Below are 19,599 nucleotides of genomic sequence, written 5' to 3'. Positions count from 1 at the left end.
AATTGTATCTTCTGCACCTTTTTTATTGTTTTCTACTGTGATTGTTTTTGCTGCTGGCGCTGCTGATACTTCCGTATCATATTTCACTGCTGTTCGTGGGCTTTCTAACTCTTCTAGATTTTCAACACTTACATATACTGTCCCAGTAGTTTGTGCATTTTTTGCAATTTGTTTGATTTTCACTATACCTATTTCTAATTCAGAATCGCCCTTTACAATTACTTTGCCTAGCTCTTTTCCTCCACTAGCAGCATCATAAACTCTTACTGTTGCCCCTTTTTTTACACCTTCCACTTTTACTTCATCTTCTACACTTGCTTTATTATTCACTACTGTTATCATTTTTAAAGCAGGTGCTTTTGTTACTAGCTCCGCAGTATATTTTATCGCTGTTCGAGAACTTTCTTCCTTTTCTTTTTTCGTCACAGTTACATACACTGTTCCACCTTTTGCTTCTAATAAATCCTTTTTAGAAATTGTCAAAGATTTACTCTGATCTTCTACTGTGCCCTCTGCTAATATTTCTGTAGATTTGATTGTACTATAAACTCTTACTTTATCCCCTGCCTCCAATTCACTTACTTGAATCGAATCTGTATCACCAGTTTTTTTATTTTCTATTTTTACATATGTCGCTTTTAGATCACCAGATTTCTCTACTGCTGCAAAAGCTGTAGCAGTTGGGTGAATAGCAGACATCAATAATATTGAACTCATACCAAGACCTGTTAAAAATTTTGTATTTTTATTTTTCATTGTTATAGCCTCCCGAATCTTATTTTTTATTTATAAAAATAATTTTATATTTTTATTTTACAATACTACATATTAACGATTTATATTATCCTACTTTTTTAAAAAATATGCTAGATAGTTAATTAAATTTTTTTATAAAAAAAATTTAATTAACTATCGTTTAAAGTGTTTCTGGGAATTGTTTCAATTTAAATAATTTTCAAACTAGTGACCAATAGAAATACAAGCAACCATCTTAAATACTCATAATGCCCCTTATATGAAAAACAATTTCGAATGAATACTAACTTAAAAATTTTAACAAAGAACTAAATGTTGTTTCTACTCGTCTATAAAATATCTTAATTACAAGTTGCACCCATGCAGGTATAAATATTTTTTATTTAGTTGCTCACCCTTCCATTGTTACCACTACAAAAAGAAACCGTGATTTACATAGATAACGAGTTTCAAGTATTAACAGAACAAATTATCTATATGGATTAAGCTATAGTGCTCAATAATGAATTTTTATTTAATGGGTAAAGTGTACAATACCAGTAAACATTTTCCAACCACATTGGATATAGAACATCTAAACCCCTTTTTATATCCGCTCGTACCGTCTAGTAATATAATAAAAAATGTTTCACCTCACTAACAAAGAAACCGAACTAGATTATGAAATCCCGATGGATAGGCGAATAATTGCTCTTAATTACAATCTAGCTTTGCTCATACAAATCTATTAAAAATTTTCTCCTAGTAATGTTCTTTCTCGTTTCACATGTGATGTTTCATTAAACATATAGGTACAGATACTAGATTTTACTAATAATATTTTTTCCCTTTAATAAAGTTACTGTTATGACACTTCCTATCCACATAGCAACTATATTAAAAAGAACTAATGTATCTAAGCTGGTAAACAGTTATCATTCTCTACTGATACACCACCATTAATACATCTCACTTTACTTAACACTTTTTCACAACTGGTACTTCGCTGTAATCGAATGTAGCAAAGAAGAAATGAAATACCTAGATTGATGTAAACTCTTCGCTTCCTAAAGATCATTCCTTTTCTAATATCTTCACCTCGGAAAGAAGCCTTATCTCTTTTTTAATTAAATGCTTCATTTTCACATATTTCCCCTTTTCCTGGAACGATTCCATACAAAACAAAAGGGAAATACATATACGCTATGTACCTCCCTTTTATTTTGTACCCAAATTTCATTACTGTGTTACAGTCATAACCTGCCCACTACGATCAACCATAATTTTCATTTTACCGTCTTGTGCGTTATATAACCCTAATTTATGCAAATCTTGTTTACATTCTTTTACGAAGAAAGGCAATGTGCGAATTTGATTAATATCAGAGCTCGTAATGAAATGAATTAAATGATGCGTCATTTCTTTTATATCATGAACAAGCTCTTCCTTTTCTCGTTTTAGCCTTTCATTTTCAGCTCGTAATACATGTAATTCGCCTTCGAGACCACGTGCATTCTTTTCATCTTTTGAACGCTCTGCAGCCATGCTAGAAAGCTTATAAATCCCTTCCATGAACTGATGTAGTTCATGCTCTTTTCTTTCACTACACTGGCTAATCGTTTCAAAATTATCAACAATACCAGATATAACTGTTACAAGACTTTTTTCACTCTCTGTATTTTCAACTTCTTTTCTTAATTCTTTCTTGTTTTCTGTTTTCATCTCAACAATTGGTTCTTTTACAGGCGTATATTTTCGCTTTCGTCCTGGTTTTTGTTTTTCAACATTTTCAAATGGTATTTCACATTTTTTTAATTTGTAATACGTATTTTGTAATTGACTTGCTGTTTTTGGAAAAAGATTCAGTTCTTTTTTACTAACGTATTTTGAAATATTAATAATGTTTAAACCGTGACGTTGGGAAAATTGATACACTTCATACAGTAACTCTAGCTCAGACTTTAGCCATGTAATTGTTGATTTTTCATACGCCCGCATCCCACCATTTTTTTCTATATCTATTTGAAATAATACCATTCTATTATGTAAATCAACTAGTTCTTCATATTTTACTTGGAATTGTTTTTCTATTTTTTTAAATTCCTCTTCTAGTTGCACATCGTTCATTTTATCATTTGACATGTTTTGTAAAAGATTTAATACATTGATTGCTGTGTGGTGATACATAATCTGTGTCACTCCCCCTCATCCTTTCACAATTCTCATCTGACTCCCATGTCTTCTCAGAAAATAGCAATTTTTACATATCCATATTATAACATTTCAAAATTGTCTGTCAAATAATAAACATACAAAAATATATAGAAAGTATAGAAATAAAAAAAGATTTTTCAATTAATATGTATAATTGCATATTAATCACATTTAATTATATTATATGGTATTTCGGATGTATTTTCACCGAAAAAGTTTGCATTACCACGAAATATCACCAAAATTATCCAAAGATACATTTTTATATTTTCAAATCAAAAATCTTCAAATGAAGATTTTTCATACTTACAACTACAAACACTCCAAAACGTTCCATCTTTCCGCCTATACAGAATATAGAACACTAAAAAGGAACTAACCAATACTACACATGGCTAGTTCCCTTCTCTCCACTAGAAGAATAGAGTTATAAATAGTGTCTGCAAATCCTCACTTCTTCTACTTACCTAAAACCACTCCATATCTTTGATTTCACATCGCATAGGGCTCTATTAGGCACCGACCGCCACGCATGGCTAGAGCTTCTATTCTAGCTAAAAAATGCTTTTCCAAACTCTTTTACAACACTAACTTATCTACTAAACCAATTAACTCTTGAATATCTGGCTTACTTACTTGGGCATTTGCTCCTACAGCTTCGCCTTTATGGAATAATTCATTTGTAATTAGTGAAGAGAAAATTACGACTGGTAAACGATTCATTATTTCACCATCTTTAATTACTTTCGTTAAATGGTGTCCATCCATTTTCGGCATTTCAATATCCGTAATTAGCAAGTGAATATGTTCAAACATTTTTTCCCCTTGCTCTTTCGCTAGCTTTTCAATTTGTGCTAACGCTTCTGCACCATTGCTGAAGAAGTTCATTTTCGTATATCCAGCTGATGATAATGTTTCTTCTAATATTTGACGAAGCATCGCTGAATCTTCCGCAATATAAATAACTTTTTCAGCTCGATCTGTTTTTTGTTCTAATTTTGAAAGGGATTTATTATCATAACCAGTTCCGCTAATTTCACATACAATTTTCTCGTAATCTAATAGTAAGATGATTTTTCCATCTAGTTTTACAATACCAGATGTCGTTTCTTCTAGTCCCATAGACAATGAAGCTGGTTCATCAATTTGTTCCCACGAAATACGTTGAATACGATGCACTTCATCAACACGGAAAATAACTTTCATTTGATTTAATTCTGAAATAATAAATTTCGTTTGATCAAGTGGCTTTGTCGATTTTAAATTAAGAGCCGTTGCTAAATTAATAACAGGTAAAATTTCACCACGTACTTGAACAACACCTTCAACTGCATGATGAGATTCTGGCACAGTTGTAACAGGGAATGGATTAATGATTTCACGTACTTTCATTACATTAATACTAAATAGGTTTTCACCAACAGTATATGTAACAATCTCTAATTCATTTGTTCCGCTTTCTAATAAAATACTTTGTGCTTGTGACATAAAGGTGTCGCTCCCCTTCCATTAATTCCGTATATCTAATTATTAAGCTTTATAAAAGAGAAAAAGTCAACTACCTATATAAAAAATATAGATAGTCGAAAGTTTTATTTTAAAAGACGCTTAATCGTGTATAAACGAAGCAAGTGCCTCTAATAACACTTCTTGTGCTCCTACAATTTCTGTCGGCATTGCTTCCCACTTTTTTGAAAGCTCCGTTTCGACTCGTATTCTTAGCTCCGAATCCATTTCTTCTAGCACATATTCTTTCGTCGCTATATCAACATCAAGTAGTGCAAGCGCATATAATTCTGGATCATTTATTTTTTTAAATAATCGTTTCAATATAGATGGTGCTATATGTTTTAATTTTTCAATATGAATTTCTTTATCAGAAAATAGTAACTCATATTGAATAAACGTAACATTTTCTTTAATCACTTTAAAATAGCAATTATTTTTTTTATCATTTACAAAGTAACCGTTCGGATCTGCAATAATACTCTCTACTTTACGAATTAAATCCGGCAAACTACTCGCCGCCATTACAGTCCGCTGCTCAACCTCACTCGGCGAAATGAATGTAACGCGATACTTATTTTGCGCCATCCTCCTCACCTCTCCTTTTATAGAAATCTATCGTCACAAATAAACTTATTAGTCCATCTAACACGCTAAGACCATATTATTCATACTACACTTCACTTAAATCTTCTTAAACTAACCTAGTAACTCTCCATATCTCTGGTCTTAAACAACGGTCGAGCACCCACATAAGCACTAATCGCCAGATCCTCTCTCAAAACCTAAAAAAGGGCTTTTAAAAGCTTTTTAAGAGCTTTTCAATAACTCGATGTTATTGAACCAAAATGCAATCTGCTGATCCGTTATCCCTGATAGTGTAATAAAAAACTCACGGCACTTCATCTCGTCCTTAAACAGTTGATACTTCCATTCTCCTTCGCTACCAACACTTACGAAATAAAACTCATGAATACGGCCAATAATTGATTGCTTTTCACCAAATGAATATGCAGGTACTTGCTTAATTTCAAATTGATCAGGTAAATATATATGCTCTTCTCGTTCCATTTTTAACACTTGCTCTGCAAGTTCACGTTTATTTTCGAAAAAAGGCAATTGTAAAATTCGCTCTTGTCTTGTCGTCATACGAATAAAAAACCCTTTCTACTACATTACAATTTTACTTTATGATATATTATCGAATTAAGTTTACAACTTCATTTAATACTTCATCTGAAACTTTAATTACTTTCGCATTTCCTTGGAATCCGCGTTGATAAAGCATTAAATCAACAAATTCTACAGATAAATCTACGTTTGAACTTTCTTTTGCTGACCCTCGTACATTACCTGCACCATTCTCACCAGCAACACCTACCCCTGGAATACCCGCTGATGGTGTCGCAACGTAATTTCCATTCCCTGTTTTCATTAATCCACCTGAATTCGGGAATGTAGCTACAGCTAGTTGCCCTACAACTTTCATACTACCATCCGAATATTTCATCATAACGAAACCACCATCTGAAATAGAATAGTCATTTGCAATTGCAGCTGGACGCCCCGTTACTTCTGTTGTAGAAATAGTTTTCCCTGTCGGATAATTTGTTAATCCGCTTAAATCAAGTGTTAGACCACCACCAAAAGGAATTTGAACAGATCCACCTTTAGTAATTTCACCAGTTACTGGATCTTTTTGTACAGCCTCATCTGTCTCCTTTAAATTTCCTAATGTATCAAATTTAAGATTTTTTTCGCCCGTCATGCCTTCGACAGGCTTAAATTCTTTTTCATTTTTAGAATCATTCCTTACAGAAACTGTATATGTATATTCGCCTGGCACTGGCTTTTCAACTTCTTTACCATCTACAGTCTCTTTTGTAGTCTTTTGTTTAATATTTACACGTAACGTTAACGAGTTCCCTTCCGCATCAAAAACTGTGAATTCGTGAGATAATGCATTTTGGTTTCTAGGAAGGTTGCCACCTATTGTCGCTTTATCTGTTTGAATCCCACCAACAGCTGATCCCATTGGAATATGAATTGGGCTTGGTCGTGAAGAAAAATCTACTTCTTGTGTTCCTGTTTTTACACCATAACCTAGTACATACTGTCCACCTGTATTTGTAACATAGCTATCTTTCGATACACCAAAAGACCCTTTTCTCGTATACTCTACATTTCCCCCGTTACGATCACCAACTAAAAACAAACCGTTTCCTTCTATCGCTGTCTCCATTTTATCACTAGTTAAAGTAATAGAACCGTCACTAAAATCTGTAGATGTCCCACTGAACTTTACACCGTTACCAATACTCTTTGGATTCGTACCAGCATAGGCACCATCACCACGTGAACCAACCGTATTATTATATAGCAAATCATCAAATATAGCCTTTTGCTTTTTATATCCAACTGTTTGTGCATTTGCAATATTATTTGAAGTAACACTTAATGCATTTTGTGCTGCATTCATCCCTGTAATACTTGTATATAACGCTTTAATCATAACCTTTGTACACTCCTTTTATTAATCTTGCTTAACCTCTTCATTTTTTTCTATATCATCTTTCTTCTCATCTTCCGGATTAGTTTCTGTTATTGGTTTATCAGAAACCCTTTCTATGAAACGAAGTGAGACAACTTGATTATCAACAATAAGTTGCACATCGTTATTTTCAGCAAGTCGAACGGTTTCCACTTGACCAGTCACTTGCTTTCCATTATTGCTTACACCTCTAACGTACTTTCCTAAAAACTTCATCCCTCCATCAAGAGCCGTCGAATACATCGTTGATTGCAGTTTATCTACTGCTTTCGTCATATTCTGTACTTGCTCCATAAGCGATAGCTGTGCTGTTTGGTTCATCATTTGGTTCATATCCATCGCATTAAACGGGTCTTGATGTTGAAAGCTTGCTAAGAAAAGTTTCAGGAAATCATCTTTATCCATAATACCGGGTGTTTTTTGAGTACTTGCTGATAATCCGTTTGCTTGTTGAGCTGTCGACTGTGCACCAGTAACAGATGCGTTCTTTGTTTGTGCTCCTGCTTGTAACGGAATATGATTTGTACTCGTTGTATTTAATCCAACTGTTGGCACACTTTATTCCTCCAATAATCCCGCAAATTCTTTTGCATGTTGTTTTTCATGTTTCGTACTTACTAATTTTTGTTTTTGCCTTTGCTCTTGTTCTCGCTGCTCTTTACGGTTTTCATCTTTATCTGAATAGCTAATTTGAATATTGATTTCTTTTTCTTTTAACTTCAGTCTCAATTCATCAAAAATGATTTCAACACGTTTTTTCGCATCATGTTTTTCCATTTCTACGTGAACATCAATTTGATCTCCATGTTTTTTCATAAACACCGTTAATGTACCAAGTTTTTCTGGATTTAACTGAAATAAAACACGCTCTTGTTTCACTACAAATTTTTGCAACGCTTCTACTTGTGCTTCCATTTTCTTTCCTAAGTCAGGTAACGTAACTTTCTCAGCGCCACTATTTGATTTTCCTATTTGATCCGTACCCGTTGCTTTATTTAATAACTCCGCACCCGTTGAACTCGAATCGTTTAACACATCACCTTCAGGCAACTCTATCTTTACATCATCGCCCTCAGCTTTCGGAAAATCTGTGCCTTTAAACTCTTCTTGTTTTTTTGCAATATTACAAGTTTCTGTTTCTACAACTTTCAATGCTTGCATCGTTTGCTCCGGCATCTTCATTTTATCTAATACCATTTGCATTGTATCTTCTAAACATATAGCATTTTTGATATTCATATTTGAAAGAAGTTCTTGTAATTGTTGTAATTCTGCTGCGGGTAATTCGTTAAGTTTTATATTTCCATATTCTTTATACAGCTCTTGTATTTTTTGTATGTATTGATATAACAATTCTGGCTGCACACGTAATTGCTCAATTGCAACCATTTGCTCAGATACAGCTAATAACAACTGTTCTGTCTCTTTTTTTTCTTCTTTCTTTACAATTGGTTCTTCTTTCGTTACTAATTGTTTAGAAAGAATATATTCTTTTTTTTCTTCTTTTGGTGCTTCTTCTCGTTTCATTTTCTCCGTTTTCGGCTGCTTTTTATTTTCCATTCTCATCGTACGATCGAATGAAGAATCTTCACTTTTCGATTGTACTTCTAGCCCTTTTTCTTTTTGCGGAGGTAAACTTTGTTGCACCGGTAATACAGACTGTATCACTATATTCACCTCATCCATTCATACACATTTTCAAATCAAGAAGCATTTTTTCTTCCTGCTTTTCTCTTACTTTTGCAAGCTTTTTACAGTCTTCTTGATACATCTCATCAATGACACGTTCTTTTTCTTTTACTTGTTCTAAAAGGCTTTCATTTTTTTGAATAAAACCTTCCGTTTTTTTAATTTTCCGATTCCATTCTTCTATTCTTTCAGGTGAAAACGTATGTGACGAAAGCATGCCAGCCATTATACGCTGCCCAGTTTGTACGACTTTACTACGCGATTTTACAACATATAAATCATATTCTTTTTTTTGTTCTATTTTTCTTTTTTCGGCTGTTAATTCATACACTTCTTTCAAAATCTGTTCTTTTTCTTGATTTATTTGCAATTTTATCGTGTCGTACTGCTGCTTATCCACCTGTTTTCATAGCCCCTTCCTATTATAACGTTCTCTTTTTCTATTATATAGTTTTTTCCCAAAAAAATCTGTGAAATATTAAAAAACAAAAAAATAAGACCTCTTAGGCAGAGGTCTTATACTATATAGTGCATCGCTTCAACAATATCATCAAATTGGAAACGATCAGATCGACCTTGTTTTAAAAACGTATTTATACCTTCTACTTTATTTTTGCATTCAAAAACATAAGCATTTTCTTCATTTTCTTGAATCGTTCCTAATTTGAAATATAATTCATTTTCTTTATAAATAGATAAGATTTTTCTCATTTCATTTGCAAGTTGCCAATGTGTTGGCGAAACGATTTCTTCCATAATCCTACTTACTGAATCTAGCACTGAAATAGCAGGGTAATGACTAAGCGTTGCAAGCTCACGTTTTAATACAATATGTCCATCTAAAATACCACGCGCTAAATCTGGTACAGGGCCGTTTAAATCGTCTCCATCAACGAGTACGGTATAAATACCTGTTATGGATCCCTTTTGTGTTTTCCCAGAGCGCTCTAACAGCTTCTTCATATAGCTTTCCATTAAGAGTGTTTTACCACCGATCGGCAACTCTTTAACGGCAATATCAACACTTCTACGCGCGTCAGCAAAACGAGTAACAGAGTCCATCATAAGTAGTACGTTATTACCTTGATCACGGAAATATTCAGCAATAGACGTTGCAAGCTTCGCTGCACGAAGTTGCATTAGGTGACTTTCATCTGACGTCGCTACAACAACGACGCTTTTTCGCATTCCCTCTTCACCTAATTCTTTTCGAATAAAGTCTTTTACTTCTCGGCCACGTTCTCCTACTAAACTAATAACATTAATGTCAGCTTTTGCGTTTTTCGCAATCATTCCGAGTAAAGTAGATTTACCAACACCAGAACCTGCAAAAATACCAATCTTTTGACCGATGCCAATTGTTAGCATGGAATCAATAGATTTGATTCCCGTTTCAAATACATCGGTAATTTCTTCACGTTCAAATGCATGAATAGGCGGGGCATCTAGTTTTATTTTTTGTAGTGGAATATTCTCTGCATCCTCATTTAGTACTTCGCCATTTGCACTTAACACTTTTCCGAGTAAATGATTGCCACGAGGTATAACAACATCTTCTGCAATTAGTGTAACTGAATCTCCGTAACATACTTTTTCTGTTTGTTCAAATGGAAGTAGCATATTGTTTTCTTTTTCAATTGCGATTACTTCACATAAGATGCTGTGTTCTCCAACGAGACAAACATCACCGATTTTCGCCTTTGGCCCTTTCGCTACAAAAAACTGTTCTTGTACACTATGAACTTTACCGACTTTCGTATAAAACGGCGTTTCAATAAACGTATTCCATTTTTGGTTTTCATTCATTAATAGTCGAGTCATACATTTTGCTCCTCAAATAACTTCTCTTCTTCCCATTTCTGGCGAAGTTTCGCAAATATAGGTGCAAATTTAAATTCAAAGAGCTCTTTCTCTTCTTCCAGAACGAATTCACCAAACTGTAAAGAAAAATCATATTTCCATTCTACTAACTGTAGTAGCCAATATTCTTTCGTATTTTCCTTCTCTTCTTGAATACGTTCAAATGTTTCTGGATGTACTGTGATGACTAATTTTTCAAACGAAGTAGGCAACGTTTGAACGATACCAGTTAAAATGGGTAACACATCAAGTAATCGTGAATCTACCGCTTGATTCACGATTTTTTCTGCTAGATGAAAAGATTGATCCCATAATAACTCTGTCCATTCATATGCTGTTTCTTGTTGTTCTTTTTGAAACTGCATACGTGCTGCTTCCATCTGTTCCATTTGTTCATGAATATGCATTTGAAATTGTTCTTTATCTTGCAATAGCTGTTGACGCTCTCGTTCTAGCATTTGCTGCTCTTGCCTTAGCTGATTCATTTCCATATGTAACGATTCTTGCTGCGCGCGAAGTTCTGCATGATCAACTTGTAATTCTTCCTCTTCTATATGAACTGCGGCTGGCTTTGGGTATTGTAATTCATACGTTTCTTCAGAAAAAGAAACAGAATTCTTCGGAATTCTGTTTTTAAATAAGGACATCATCTTCACCTCTTTGAACGATAATTCTTCCTTCCTTCTCTAGCTTTTTCACTGTACCTGTAATCGTTTGCTGCGCCTTTTCAGCATCCGTCATCTTAAGCGGTCCTAAGCCATCTAATTCTTCCAGAATCATCTCTTTACGGTTTGAAGACATACATGTAAATAATTTTTCTTTAATTTCTTCTTTTGCAATTTTAAGTGCTTTCGCAATAACACCATTATCTGTAATTTCCTCTAACACACGACGAAGTGCAAGATCTTCAAGTCCGAGTAAGTCTTCAAATACAAACATGTTTTCTTTAATTTTCTCAGATAACTCATAATCCATTTCATCCAGCTTTTGAAAGACTGTTTTTTCAACACCTCGTGAAACATTATTTAAAATGTTTACTATTGTTTTCAAGCCATCCGTTTTATTAATTGCATTAAATGCCATATTATTTAATTTTGATTTTAATAAATCCCCAATTTGATTTATTAATTCACCATCAACTTGCTCTAGCTTCGCAATCCCCATTACCGTTTCTACTCGCTTATGATCTGGTAATCTCTCAATTAATTGAGAAGCAAGCTGCGGTTTAATATAAGAAGCGATAATTGCAATTGTTTGTGGTGACTCATCATTAAGTACAGTAAGAAGCGGTTCTAAATCTGTAAGTGAATTTAAGAATTCAAACGGATTATCTTTGTTATACCAAAGATCTTCTAATAATTTTTCTAGTTCGTCTTCTGGCATGTTTTTAAATATGCGACGAATATATTCTTTATCTGGAGTCACTAGGTTCAATTCTTTTACATTTAATTCATACAAGAATTCCCCTAGTACATTTTCTAACGTTTCCGGTTTATATACACGAAACTTCGCGATTTCACGAAGTAATACTTCTTTTTCCTCAGCTGTCATATATTCAATGACTTTTGCTGCCACCCCTTCTTCTAATGTACGAATAAGGATGGCAGCTTTTTCTTTGGAGGAGATTTCATCTAACATCGTTGTTCCTCCCTTACTGTCCATTTAACCATTTTTTAATTACTTTTGCAGTACCTTCTACATGTTCTTTCGTAGCATCCTGTACTTGTTCATCTAACGTTGGTTCTTTCGGTTCTTCTGGCTCAGGTTTTGGTTCTGTTACTATTTTCTCTTCAGGAATTTCCATAATACTTTCACTACTTGCAGCAATTTCCTCTTCTGCTAAGTATTCTTCATATTCCTCTTCTTCTTTCTTTCTCTTACGTCTTGCTAAGAAGAACCATACTAGACCACCAATCGCTAATAAACCAGCTGGAATTCCACCGAATAACCACCAGTTTATACCGCTTTCTTCTGGTTCTTTCTTCTTCTCTTCTTTCGGCTGATCAAACTGAACAGTTACAACGTTAACTTGACCGTTTGTAAAGTTTCCATTCGGATCAGCTTGAAGCCCAGCAGCTGTGCCGATTGCTTCTTTGAAAGTAGTCATATCTATTTTTCGTTTTACTAACGTATCGTTGTCTACCCATACTACAACATTTGTTTTCGTTAATTCTGGGTGTTTCTTAATTGTTTCAACTGTTTTATCTATTTCATAGTTTTCAATTTTGTTACCATTTTTATTATCATAGACGATTTTACCATTTTGATTATTGTTCGTACCGTAGTTTGGTACTTCGCCGTTCGCTGTAATACCAGCGCCTTGTTTCGTCTCTGCTCCTTCTTGTGCAGTAGAGCTCTCTTCTTGCTCTTGTTTACTACGAAGTACACCTTTATCACCATATTTTTCTGACTGGCGTGTAACTTCATCATAGTTTACAGATACTTTCGTATTCACTTTATATTCATTCGGTTTAAACATCGTCATTAATGTTGCATCAATATCTTGCTTTAATTTACCTTCAATTTGTTGTTGCATCTCTACTTCTTTTTCATAAGAAGAGGAACTAGTAGAATGCGCTTCATCTGCCCCTTTTGAGATGACACCTTTTTTACTATCAATCACACTTACTTCTTCTGCTTTCACGCCAGGAACTGCTGCACTAATCATTTGCTGTATACCCGCAACTTGATCCGCCGTTAATAATTGGCCACGCTTCACACCAACCGTAATCGCCGCTGTCCCTTTTGCTTTTTCCTCATCAAAAATTGTCTCTTTTTCAGGCAATGTAATTTGAACATTCGCCGTTTCAACTGTCGCAAAGTTTCTTACGATATCTTGCTCCAATTGCTTTTTCGTACCGACAATTTGCTTCATTTTTTTATCTTGCTCACTTGAACCGAGCGAGCTTTCTAATAAAATTTCCTCACCGCTTTTAGAATTAAACGGTAAGCCCATCCCATTCATTTCTTTTCGAACCCATGGAGCATCATTTTTTTGCACACGAATCGATCCATCGGCCGCTAACTGATAATCGACACCTAACTTTGATAATTCTGCTGTAATCTCTTGCTTATCTGCATCATTTAAATTTTGATATACAACAACATATTTATCTGGCAAGGTGAAGTATAAAAGTGCTCCTGTTACAATCGCTAAAAGCGCAGCACCGATTACTAACTTATGCCACGTTTTTAACGATTGGATAACATTTTTCATCTTTTCCATTTAAACACACCCGTCCACTTTCCTAAATTTGCATATTAATTAGTGACTTATAATTTTCAATAAGATTATCACGTACGAGAGCAGCCGTTTTCATTTGAGACTCAGCCTTCTTCTGCTGAATTAAAACGTCATGCGTTTCTCCTACCCCTTTAGTTAATAAATCATATACTGCTGTTTGCGCATTGTTTTGCGTTTGATTCATATCTTCCAATAAATCAATAAACTTTTTCCCCTCAACTACTGATGTTTGAGAATTTTTCGGTGCACCAATTGACTGAATTGCTCCAAATGGTTGCGTATTTAACATTGGTTGGATTTTCATATTACTATATTCCCCCTTATCCTCGGCCAATTTCTAAATCTTTATCAAGCATTTTTTTATTCGCATTTAATACACTTGTATTTGCTTCGTACATTTTTTGGGCAACCATTACATTCGTCATTTCAGCAGTCACATCAATATTTGGATAACGTACATATCCTTCTTCATTTGCATGCGGATGTGTTGGATCATACACTAAGTTTTCAGTTTTATCTGCTTCAATACTTTTTATTTTTACCCCATTAGTAGGAGACCCATCTAACATATTTGCAAAACTATTGTTTGATTCTAGCACTACACTACGACGCTCATATAAATTCGCCCCCGGAGCAGCCGTTGTATTTGCATTTACAATATTGTTAGAAGTAACTTCCATCCACTTTCTCGCTGTCGTTAGCCCTGAGCCACTTGCATTAATTGCCTGAAACATCGTTGTCTCTCCTTCTACTTTTAACGTCCGCGTGCCGCTTGGTTAATTGCATATTGTGTATTAATCGCGTTAATTGAAATACCGTATAACTGATTTGCTTTCATTAAATCTAGCATTTCTGTCGTTACATCCACACTATTCCCATCTTTATTCGTTTGCATTGATTTTGTTTGAATCTTTGCATATGTATTTTTCGTATTTATTGTCGGTAAGTGCATTTCATTCGTTTGATATAAATCTGGATTGCTCTTTAAGTCAGCAGCATTGTTTTTATATAATGCACTACTTTTATTCATTTGCTCAGCAAATGTTACATCTTGCGCTTTATAGCCGGGTGTATTCGCATTTGCAATATTACTAGAAACAGTATTTCGTTTCGTCACTAAATAATTCATATAATGGCCTACATCACTCACTAAATCTGGCATATTCCACACCCTTTCTTTTCTAACTTCAGGATCCACTGATGGAAGTTTCACTTCATTATTTATTTTCTTATATGTGTTTATTAAAATATTAACAATCATGTACCCTTACATATTTTATTCCATTTTTTCATTGTTGTCTTTAGAAAAATATAAAAATATAAAAAAGAATACAAAAAAACTGTATACACGCAATAATCTATAAACCATTTCACTATATGATCTACAAACTAAAGTTCATTTTCACATTATTTAGATTACTACTATTTTTTTCATTACAGTCATAAAATGAAACCTCAATCAGCGGAAATCTTTATTTAAACAAAGGAATGGATCCCCTCTTAAAAGGGGAATCCGTTTCTAAACTCTATCATTAAAATTTACCGTAAAATGAATTAGCTTTCATGCGCCCATCATTTGTCATAATCATTTCTTCTAAAATCTTTTGCTTATCTCGAATATGCTGCGCCGCCTTAATAATGAATGGGCTTACTTCTGCTGCAACTTGCGCACGTGTTTCCTCATCCAATGTCATCATCCAGCGATTTAACATTTCACTCTTCTCAGCAAACTCTCCATCTGACACTTGCAATTCACCGATTTCATTAAAACAGCCGACAAACGTCCGATAAATATCATTGTTCATTTTCAAGTGCTCCGCGGTAACCGTCTATTAAATCTTGTAACACTTTCACAATCGCATCCACGTCTTTTGCTTCACGTGTTACTTTCATCGTTTGAATTTGAATGCTAATCCAATCGTATAAGCCATATAAACTATCGTATAAATCTTTCGTAATATCAGGATTTAACTGGAGCTTCAACTCTTCAAATATACGTTCTAACTTTTCAAGAAGTTCATCACCATCTTGAATTTTGAATGCATTTAAAAGTTCTTCCAATTTACGAAACTCGATGATACATCTTTCATAAATAAATATTGTATTTTTAATCGGATTACTGGTCATAATATCATTTTGCATATAACGTTGCCATGCTTGCATACAATCACTTCCTCAGCTTTCATTAATCGTCACTTTTTGTTTTTGTCATTGCTTGAATTGTCTTCAGCTGACTATCAAGTAATGCTAACTGACTTTCTAATTTTGCATATTTATCAATAATTGTTTTTTGTTTTTCCTTATTAACCTTATCAATATCTTGAATTTTTCTCTCTAAATCAGTTACTTGCTTTTCAATACTTTTAGAACGTTTCCCAATAATCCCTTCATCGCCAAATATCCCGTCTAATTTTTTCTCTGTATCATGACCTAATCCATTCAAGCCAAAGAAAAATTGTTTCGTAGATTCTGGACTCTCTTTAAAAGCTGTTTTCAATTTTTCCTCATCAAGAGTCATATTACCTTTTTTATCAATTTGAATTCCAAAAGAAAATAAATACTTATCATCTTGAGAAAATTTAAAAATACCTGTCATTGCATTATTGATAGCAAATGACACATTATTCCCTTGCATTACTCCATTTTCCCCAGCAAATAAATCCAAACTTTTAACAGCCTTATTATACTCGTCTTTCATTTTTTTTATTAAATCTATCGAATTTTTTATATCAGAATCTTCAATAGTTAATTTTATTGGCTCTGTAGTTTCCTTTTCTAAATTAATAGTTAATCCTGGAATTGTATCAATCTTATTTGTTTTACTAGTTCCTTTTATTCCATTTATTGTATACTCAGCATTTATTGCTCCTGTCACTTGATGTGCAACAACATTTGTTCCATCCGTATTTTTCGCAGAAGTAACTAGCCCTATATTTTGCAAAAAACCATTGGCGCCATCAGTTAATTTCAGCTCTCCAGCTTCTCCCGCAGTAGTCGATGTGAAAAATAGTTGATCCCCTAATGTATATATTGATGCACCATAATTTCCATTATTTATCTTATTGACAAGATCTTTATACGTCATATCTTTTGAGATTTTAACTTCTTTTCCATTTATCTGAAATACATCATCTACTCCAAGTTTTAAATCTAAACTAAATTTTTGCTCCATGCCTTCAGGAGTTTTTGAAGGAGTAAGTGGCGCTGTAGTTATTTGATGTCTTTCAGCTACTCGTTCTACTGTAATCGTGTATGTTCCAGGAATTGCAGCAGCGTCAGCTTGTGCTTTCATAAAACCATCTTTCGATAGAGTTGTTTTCTTTTCATCACCTTTAAATGCGTATAAATCTTTGAACACTTGTACAAGATTTCCAAATTCTTTTTTCATGCTTGCATACACATTTTTTTCATTTGTTAATGTTTGTTTTTGTGTAGTATAGGGTGATTTTTTCATTTCCAATGCTTGTAACTCTAAATCTACTAACTTCTTTGTATCTATTATGTTATTTCCTAAATTCCATATTTGTTGTCTGCCACCATAATCAGATATTGTTCCTGCCATATTTTTCACTCCTTATCATTTACATGTAGTCTAAAATACTCGTTTTACTCATCGTACTAACTGCTTTAAGCGTCGCTTCGTATGTTGCGTTTATATAAGCTAAATCAGAAATGGCTACCGCTAAGTCAACATCCTCAATTTCTTTACGGTTTTCTTGAAGTGCTAAATTTTGCTCGCTTAAAATTGTTTTAAATGTCTCCATTGTGTTCATTGTCGAACCAACTTCAGTTGTACGGTTAATGATGCTATCTAAGTTTTTCTTATTTTCTCCTAATAACGGCTGTAACGCTTTTTGGTCACCTTTTTGCATCGCTTCACTCATCTGTTTTAACGTTTTTATAACAGGGGATAATAACGCCTCTCCGTTCCGGAACGCTTTGAATTCATAACCGTCATTTAGTTTCCAGTTCACATCATTTTTTCCACCTTGGTACGTACCATCTTCTGTAAACGGTGGATTCTCTGCACTATCACCACCGAAAATATAACGGCCTTGTTCTTTCGTATTCGCTATGTATACGACTTGTTTTAAAATTTGATCAATCTCTACACCAATAGCCTGCAATTCTTTTTCACTATTTGTTCCATTTAATGCTTGTACTGTTAACTGGTCTGCTCTTGTTAAAGATTTCAAAACACCTTGTAAAGCAGTTTCAGTTTGTGTTAATACATTTTTCGAATCCGCTATATCTTTTTGCATTTGCTCCATATTCGCCAATGAATGTTGAAGCGCAAATGATTTACTTGCTGCAAGTGGATCTTCACTCATAAAAAGGTTTTTCTTCCCTGAAGTTACTTGATTTCGGTGGTATTGTTGTTGCACATTCAAATCCATTAACTGATTCTTTGCCCAGCTTGCATTTTGAAATGTAGATACTCTCATTTCTATCTCCTCCTTATATATTTCCAATCCATTACTATCACTTATCGAATAATCGAAAATAGACTATCAAACACTTCATTCATCGTAGTAATAGCTTTAGAGTTTGCAACGAAATATTTTTGGAAGGCCATTAAATTAACCATTTCCTCTTCCATATTAACGCCTTCAACACCCATTTTTTCTTGCTGAATCCCCTCTAATAAATCCCCATGAATTTTTTGATAAGCATTCACTGCACTTTTATCAGATGCAACACCAACTACGAATTGGTCTAATGCTTGTTTATAAGAAAGACCTTCTTTATAATTTCCATCTGTAATTGCTGCTAGTTTATTTGCTGTTTCAGCTGATATTTTCATTTTCGAAACATCTTTTGCAAATTCAGGGTTTAATTTCATATCTTTCGCTTGATCTCCAACGAAGAACTCTTTCCCCATTACTGTGTTCACTTCATTCTTTACAGAACTCATTAGTTCTTCAAGGTTTTTCTTATAACTAGCAATCTTCGCTTTCGTATCGATCGCTGATTGGATTGCTCCACTAGTTAAAGGAATTTCCGAACCATAAATTTCAGCAGTCATTGGTTCTTTTTCTTTATTTAATTGAAGTGGATATGTATCTTGTCCATTTACTGTTAAAACACCATTCATTCTAACACTCGCGATATTAGGATTCATAGATTCATAAGACACTTCTATATTTGCATACTTAGACATTTCTGTAATGATACGATCACGTTCATCCAAAAGTTGATTTGGCACTTGTGTACCTGCTTGTCCAATTTTTTTATTCGCTTCCGCTAAACTGCCAGCAAGACGATTAAATTCATTGACATGCGCTTCAATATCTTCTGTCGTTTGTGCTTCTGCTGTATCTAAGCCTTTCGCTAGACGATTTACTTGACTTGTAAACTTCCCAGTTTCAGAAATTAATGTATCGTAGTAATTTGGTTGTTCTGGATTTTTTGCAACTTCACGAAAGGCATTAAAGAAGCCATCCATTAAACTAGATAATGAATTCTTTCCTGTCGTTCCAACCATAGATTCTACACGTGATAAAGTCGAATTCATATAGTTATAGTAAGAGAGTTGGGATAATTGATCGTTAAACTGTTTGGTCTTCACTTCATCTGTAATACGGTCAACGCCTAACGTTTGTACACCGTAACCTATTTTTTGTTCAGGTGAATAGCCCTGACTTGCTCCAGCCGATCCGTAATTCACCATTTGACGCACATAACCAGGCGTATGAATGTTAGATAAATTTTGTTTCGTCGTTTGTAATCCCATTTGTGCCGCTAACAAACCCGATAGCGGCGTATTATAATCAGATAATCTCATAATGTTTCACTTCCC

20 protein-coding genes and 1 pseudogene are annotated in these 19,599 nt (G+C 34.1%); all 21 read right to left on the bottom strand.

The features are described 5' to 3' along the window. A pseudogene (locus F8162_RS28825) lies at nucleotides 1–756 on the bottom strand (hypothetical protein); the annotation flags it as partial. A 1,218-nt stretch (nucleotides 757–1,974) separates the two neighbouring features. Beyond that, the gene (locus F8162_RS20230; protein WP_151631757.1) at nucleotides 1,975–2,922 is read right to left on the bottom strand and encodes a DNA-binding domain-containing protein; all 948 of its coding nucleotides are present in this window, start codon (nucleotides 2,920–2,922) and stop codon (nucleotides 1,975–1,977) included. A 606-nt stretch (nucleotides 2,923–3,528) separates the two neighbouring features. Beyond that, nucleotides 3,529–4,437 (bottom strand): chemotaxis protein, encoded by a 909-nt coding sequence (locus F8162_RS20220; protein WP_061680553.1) that lies wholly within the window; start codon nucleotides 4,435–4,437, stop codon nucleotides 3,529–3,531. A 120-nt stretch (nucleotides 4,438–4,557) separates the two neighbouring features. Beyond that, nucleotides 4,558–5,043: a LysR family transcriptional regulator gene (locus F8162_RS20215; protein ID WP_151630955.1), complete on the bottom strand. Its 486-nt coding sequence runs from the start codon at nucleotides 5,041–5,043 to the stop codon at nucleotides 4,558–4,560. Between the two features lie 222 nt (nucleotides 5,044–5,265). Further along, nucleotides 5,266–5,604, bottom strand: a complete 339-nt coding sequence (locus F8162_RS20210; protein WP_000213334.1) for a DUF3964 family protein — start codon at nucleotides 5,602–5,604, stop codon at nucleotides 5,266–5,268. Between the two features lie 49 nt (nucleotides 5,605–5,653). Continuing rightward, a complete protein-coding gene (gene flgE / locus F8162_RS20205; protein ID WP_098585632.1) occupies nucleotides 5,654–6,967 on the bottom strand; it encodes a flagellar hook protein FlgE in 1,314 nt (437 codons plus the stop codon). A 21-nt stretch (nucleotides 6,968–6,988) separates the two neighbouring features. After that, nucleotides 6,989–7,561: a flagellar hook assembly protein FlgD gene (locus tag F8162_RS20200; RefSeq protein WP_151630956.1), complete on the bottom strand. Its 573-nt coding sequence runs from the start codon at nucleotides 7,559–7,561 to the stop codon at nucleotides 6,989–6,991. A 3-nt stretch (nucleotides 7,562–7,564) separates the two neighbouring features. Further along, nucleotides 7,565–8,674 carry a flagellar hook-length control protein FliK gene (locus tag F8162_RS20195; RefSeq protein ID WP_151630957.1) on the bottom strand — a complete coding sequence of 370 codons (1,110 nt, stop codon included), beginning with the start codon at nucleotides 8,672–8,674 and terminating at the stop codon, nucleotides 7,565–7,567. Nucleotides 8,675–8,684: 10 nt separating this feature from the next. Beyond that, nucleotides 8,685–9,095, bottom strand: coding sequence for a hypothetical protein (locus tag F8162_RS20190; protein WP_033692809.1), 411 nt, complete (start codon nucleotides 9,093–9,095; stop codon nucleotides 8,685–8,687). A 116-nt stretch (nucleotides 9,096–9,211) separates the two neighbouring features. After that, nucleotides 9,212–10,516 (bottom strand): flagellar protein export ATPase FliI, encoded by a 1,305-nt coding sequence (gene fliI / locus F8162_RS20185; RefSeq protein ID WP_151630958.1) that lies wholly within the window; start codon nucleotides 10,514–10,516, stop codon nucleotides 9,212–9,214. Continuing rightward, entirely contained in the window at nucleotides 10,513–11,202 is a 690-nt protein-coding gene (locus F8162_RS20180) for a FliH/SctL family protein (RefSeq protein WP_151630959.1), read from the bottom strand. Before F8162_RS20180 ends, fliI begins: the two co-directional genes overlap by 4 nt. Then, on the bottom strand, nucleotides 11,189–12,193 hold the full coding sequence (locus F8162_RS20175) for a flagellar motor switch protein FliG (RefSeq protein ID WP_000883361.1): 1,005 nt from the start codon (nucleotides 12,191–12,193) through the stop codon (nucleotides 11,189–11,191). The genes F8162_RS20180 and F8162_RS20175 overlap by 14 nt, the downstream gene beginning before the upstream one ends. Nucleotides 12,194–12,206: 13 nt before the next feature. Beyond that, the gene (locus F8162_RS20170) at nucleotides 12,207–13,781 is read right to left on the bottom strand and encodes a flagellar M-ring protein FliF C-terminal domain-containing protein (protein WP_087958212.1); all 1,575 of its coding nucleotides are present in this window, start codon (nucleotides 13,779–13,781) and stop codon (nucleotides 12,207–12,209) included. 22 nt (nucleotides 13,782–13,803) lie between these two features. Next, nucleotides 13,804–14,103: a flagellar hook-basal body complex protein FliE gene (fliE, locus tag F8162_RS20165; RefSeq protein ID WP_048551712.1), complete on the bottom strand. Its 300-nt coding sequence runs from the start codon at nucleotides 14,101–14,103 to the stop codon at nucleotides 13,804–13,806. 16 nt (nucleotides 14,104–14,119) lie between these two features. Then, the gene (gene flgC / locus F8162_RS20160) at nucleotides 14,120–14,533 is read right to left on the bottom strand and encodes a flagellar basal body rod protein FlgC (RefSeq protein ID WP_042511534.1); all 414 of its coding nucleotides are present in this window, start codon (nucleotides 14,531–14,533) and stop codon (nucleotides 14,120–14,122) included. 20 nt (nucleotides 14,534–14,553) lie between these two features. Further along, complete coding sequence (gene flgB / locus F8162_RS20155) at nucleotides 14,554–14,961, bottom strand: flagellar basal body rod protein FlgB (RefSeq protein ID WP_072192053.1); 408 nt, start codon at nucleotides 14,959–14,961, stop codon at nucleotides 14,554–14,556. Nucleotides 14,962–15,331: 370 nt separating this feature from the next. After that, on the bottom strand, nucleotides 15,332–15,604 hold the full coding sequence (locus F8162_RS20150; RefSeq protein ID WP_001058080.1) for a hypothetical protein: 273 nt from the start codon (nucleotides 15,602–15,604) through the stop codon (nucleotides 15,332–15,334). Beyond that, the gene (gene fliS / locus F8162_RS20145) at nucleotides 15,594–15,962 is read right to left on the bottom strand and encodes a flagellar export chaperone FliS (protein ID WP_151630960.1); all 369 of its coding nucleotides are present in this window, start codon (nucleotides 15,960–15,962) and stop codon (nucleotides 15,594–15,596) included. The genes F8162_RS20150 and fliS overlap by 11 nt, the downstream gene beginning before the upstream one ends. Before the next feature lie 22 nt (nucleotides 15,963–15,984). Further along, the gene (locus tag F8162_RS20140; RefSeq protein WP_151630961.1) at nucleotides 15,985–17,361 is read right to left on the bottom strand and encodes a flagellar hook-associated protein 2; all 1,377 of its coding nucleotides are present in this window, start codon (nucleotides 17,359–17,361) and stop codon (nucleotides 15,985–15,987) included. Nucleotides 17,362–17,380: 19 nt separating this feature from the next. Continuing rightward, entirely contained in the window at nucleotides 17,381–18,244 is an 864-nt protein-coding gene (locus F8162_RS20135) for a flagellar hook-associated protein 3 (RefSeq protein WP_151630962.1), read from the bottom strand. A 41-nt stretch (nucleotides 18,245–18,285) separates the two neighbouring features. Continuing rightward, nucleotides 18,286–19,584: a flagellar hook-associated protein FlgK gene (flgK, locus tag F8162_RS20130; RefSeq protein WP_097949033.1), complete on the bottom strand. Its 1,299-nt coding sequence runs from the start codon at nucleotides 19,582–19,584 to the stop codon at nucleotides 18,286–18,288. Nucleotides 19,585–19,599: the final 15 nt, after the last annotated feature.

The organism is Bacillus sp. CH140a_4T, assembly GCF_008923725.1.
Taxonomy (GTDB): domain Bacteria; phylum Bacillota; class Bacilli; order Bacillales; family Bacillaceae_G; genus Bacillus_A.
The sequence above is the reverse complement of the archived record's forward strand: the minus strand, read 5'-3'. Positions and strand labels throughout refer to the sequence as shown.

Bases quoted from the DNA above. Each gene is read 5' to 3' on its own strand.
- F8162_RS20230 (WP_151631757.1), bottom strand. From the start codon at position 2,922: ATGTATCACCACACAGCAATCAATGTATTAAATCTTTTACAAAACATG.
- F8162_RS20220 (WP_061680553.1), bottom strand. From the start codon at position 4,437: ATGTCACAAGCACAAAGTATTTTATTAGAAAGCGGAACAAATGAATTA.
- F8162_RS20215 (WP_151630955.1), bottom strand. From the start codon at position 5,043: ATGGCGCAAAATAAGTATCGCGTTACATTCATTTCGCCGAGTGAGGTT.
- F8162_RS20210 (WP_000213334.1), bottom strand. From the start codon at position 5,604: ATGACGACAAGACAAGAGCGAATTTTACAATTGCCTTTTTTCGAAAAT.
- flgE (WP_098585632.1), bottom strand. From the start codon at position 6,967: ATGATTAAAGCGTTATATACAAGTATTACAGGGATGAATGCAGCACAA.
- fliI (WP_151630958.1), bottom strand. From the start codon at position 10,516: ATGACTCGACTATTAATGAATGAAAACCAAAAATGGAATACGTTTATT.
- F8162_RS20180 (WP_151630959.1), bottom strand. From the start codon at position 11,202: ATGTCCTTATTTAAAAACAGAATTCCGAAGAATTCTGTTTCTTTTTCT.
- F8162_RS20175 (WP_000883361.1), bottom strand. From the start codon at position 12,193: ATGTTAGATGAAATCTCCTCCAAAGAAAAAGCTGCCATCCTTATTCGT.
- F8162_RS20170 (WP_087958212.1), bottom strand. From the start codon at position 13,781: ATGGAAAAGATGAAAAATGTTATCCAATCGTTAAAAACGTGGCATAAG.
- fliE (WP_048551712.1), bottom strand. From the start codon at position 14,103: ATGAAAATCCAACCAATGTTAAATACGCAACCATTTGGAGCAATTCAG.
- flgC (WP_042511534.1), bottom strand. From the start codon at position 14,533: ATGTTTCAGGCAATTAATGCAAGTGGCTCAGGGCTAACGACAGCGAGA.
- flgB (WP_072192053.1), bottom strand. From the start codon at position 14,961: ATGCCAGATTTAGTGAGTGATGTAGGCCATTATATGAATTATTTAGTG.
- F8162_RS20150 (WP_001058080.1), bottom strand. From the start codon at position 15,604: ATGAACAATGATATTTATCGGACGTTTGTCGGCTGTTTTAATGAAATC.
- fliS (WP_151630960.1), bottom strand. From the start codon at position 15,962: ATGCAAGCATGGCAACGTTATATGCAAAATGATATTATGACCAGTAAT.
- F8162_RS20140 (WP_151630961.1), bottom strand. From the start codon at position 17,361: ATGGCAGGAACAATATCTGATTATGGTGGCAGACAACAAATATGGAAT.
- F8162_RS20135 (WP_151630962.1), bottom strand. From the start codon at position 18,244: ATGAGAGTATCTACATTTCAAAATGCAAGCTGGGCAAAGAATCAGTTA.
- flgK (WP_097949033.1), bottom strand. From the start codon at position 19,584: ATGAGATTATCTGATTATAATACGCCGCTATCGGGTTTGTTAGCGGCA.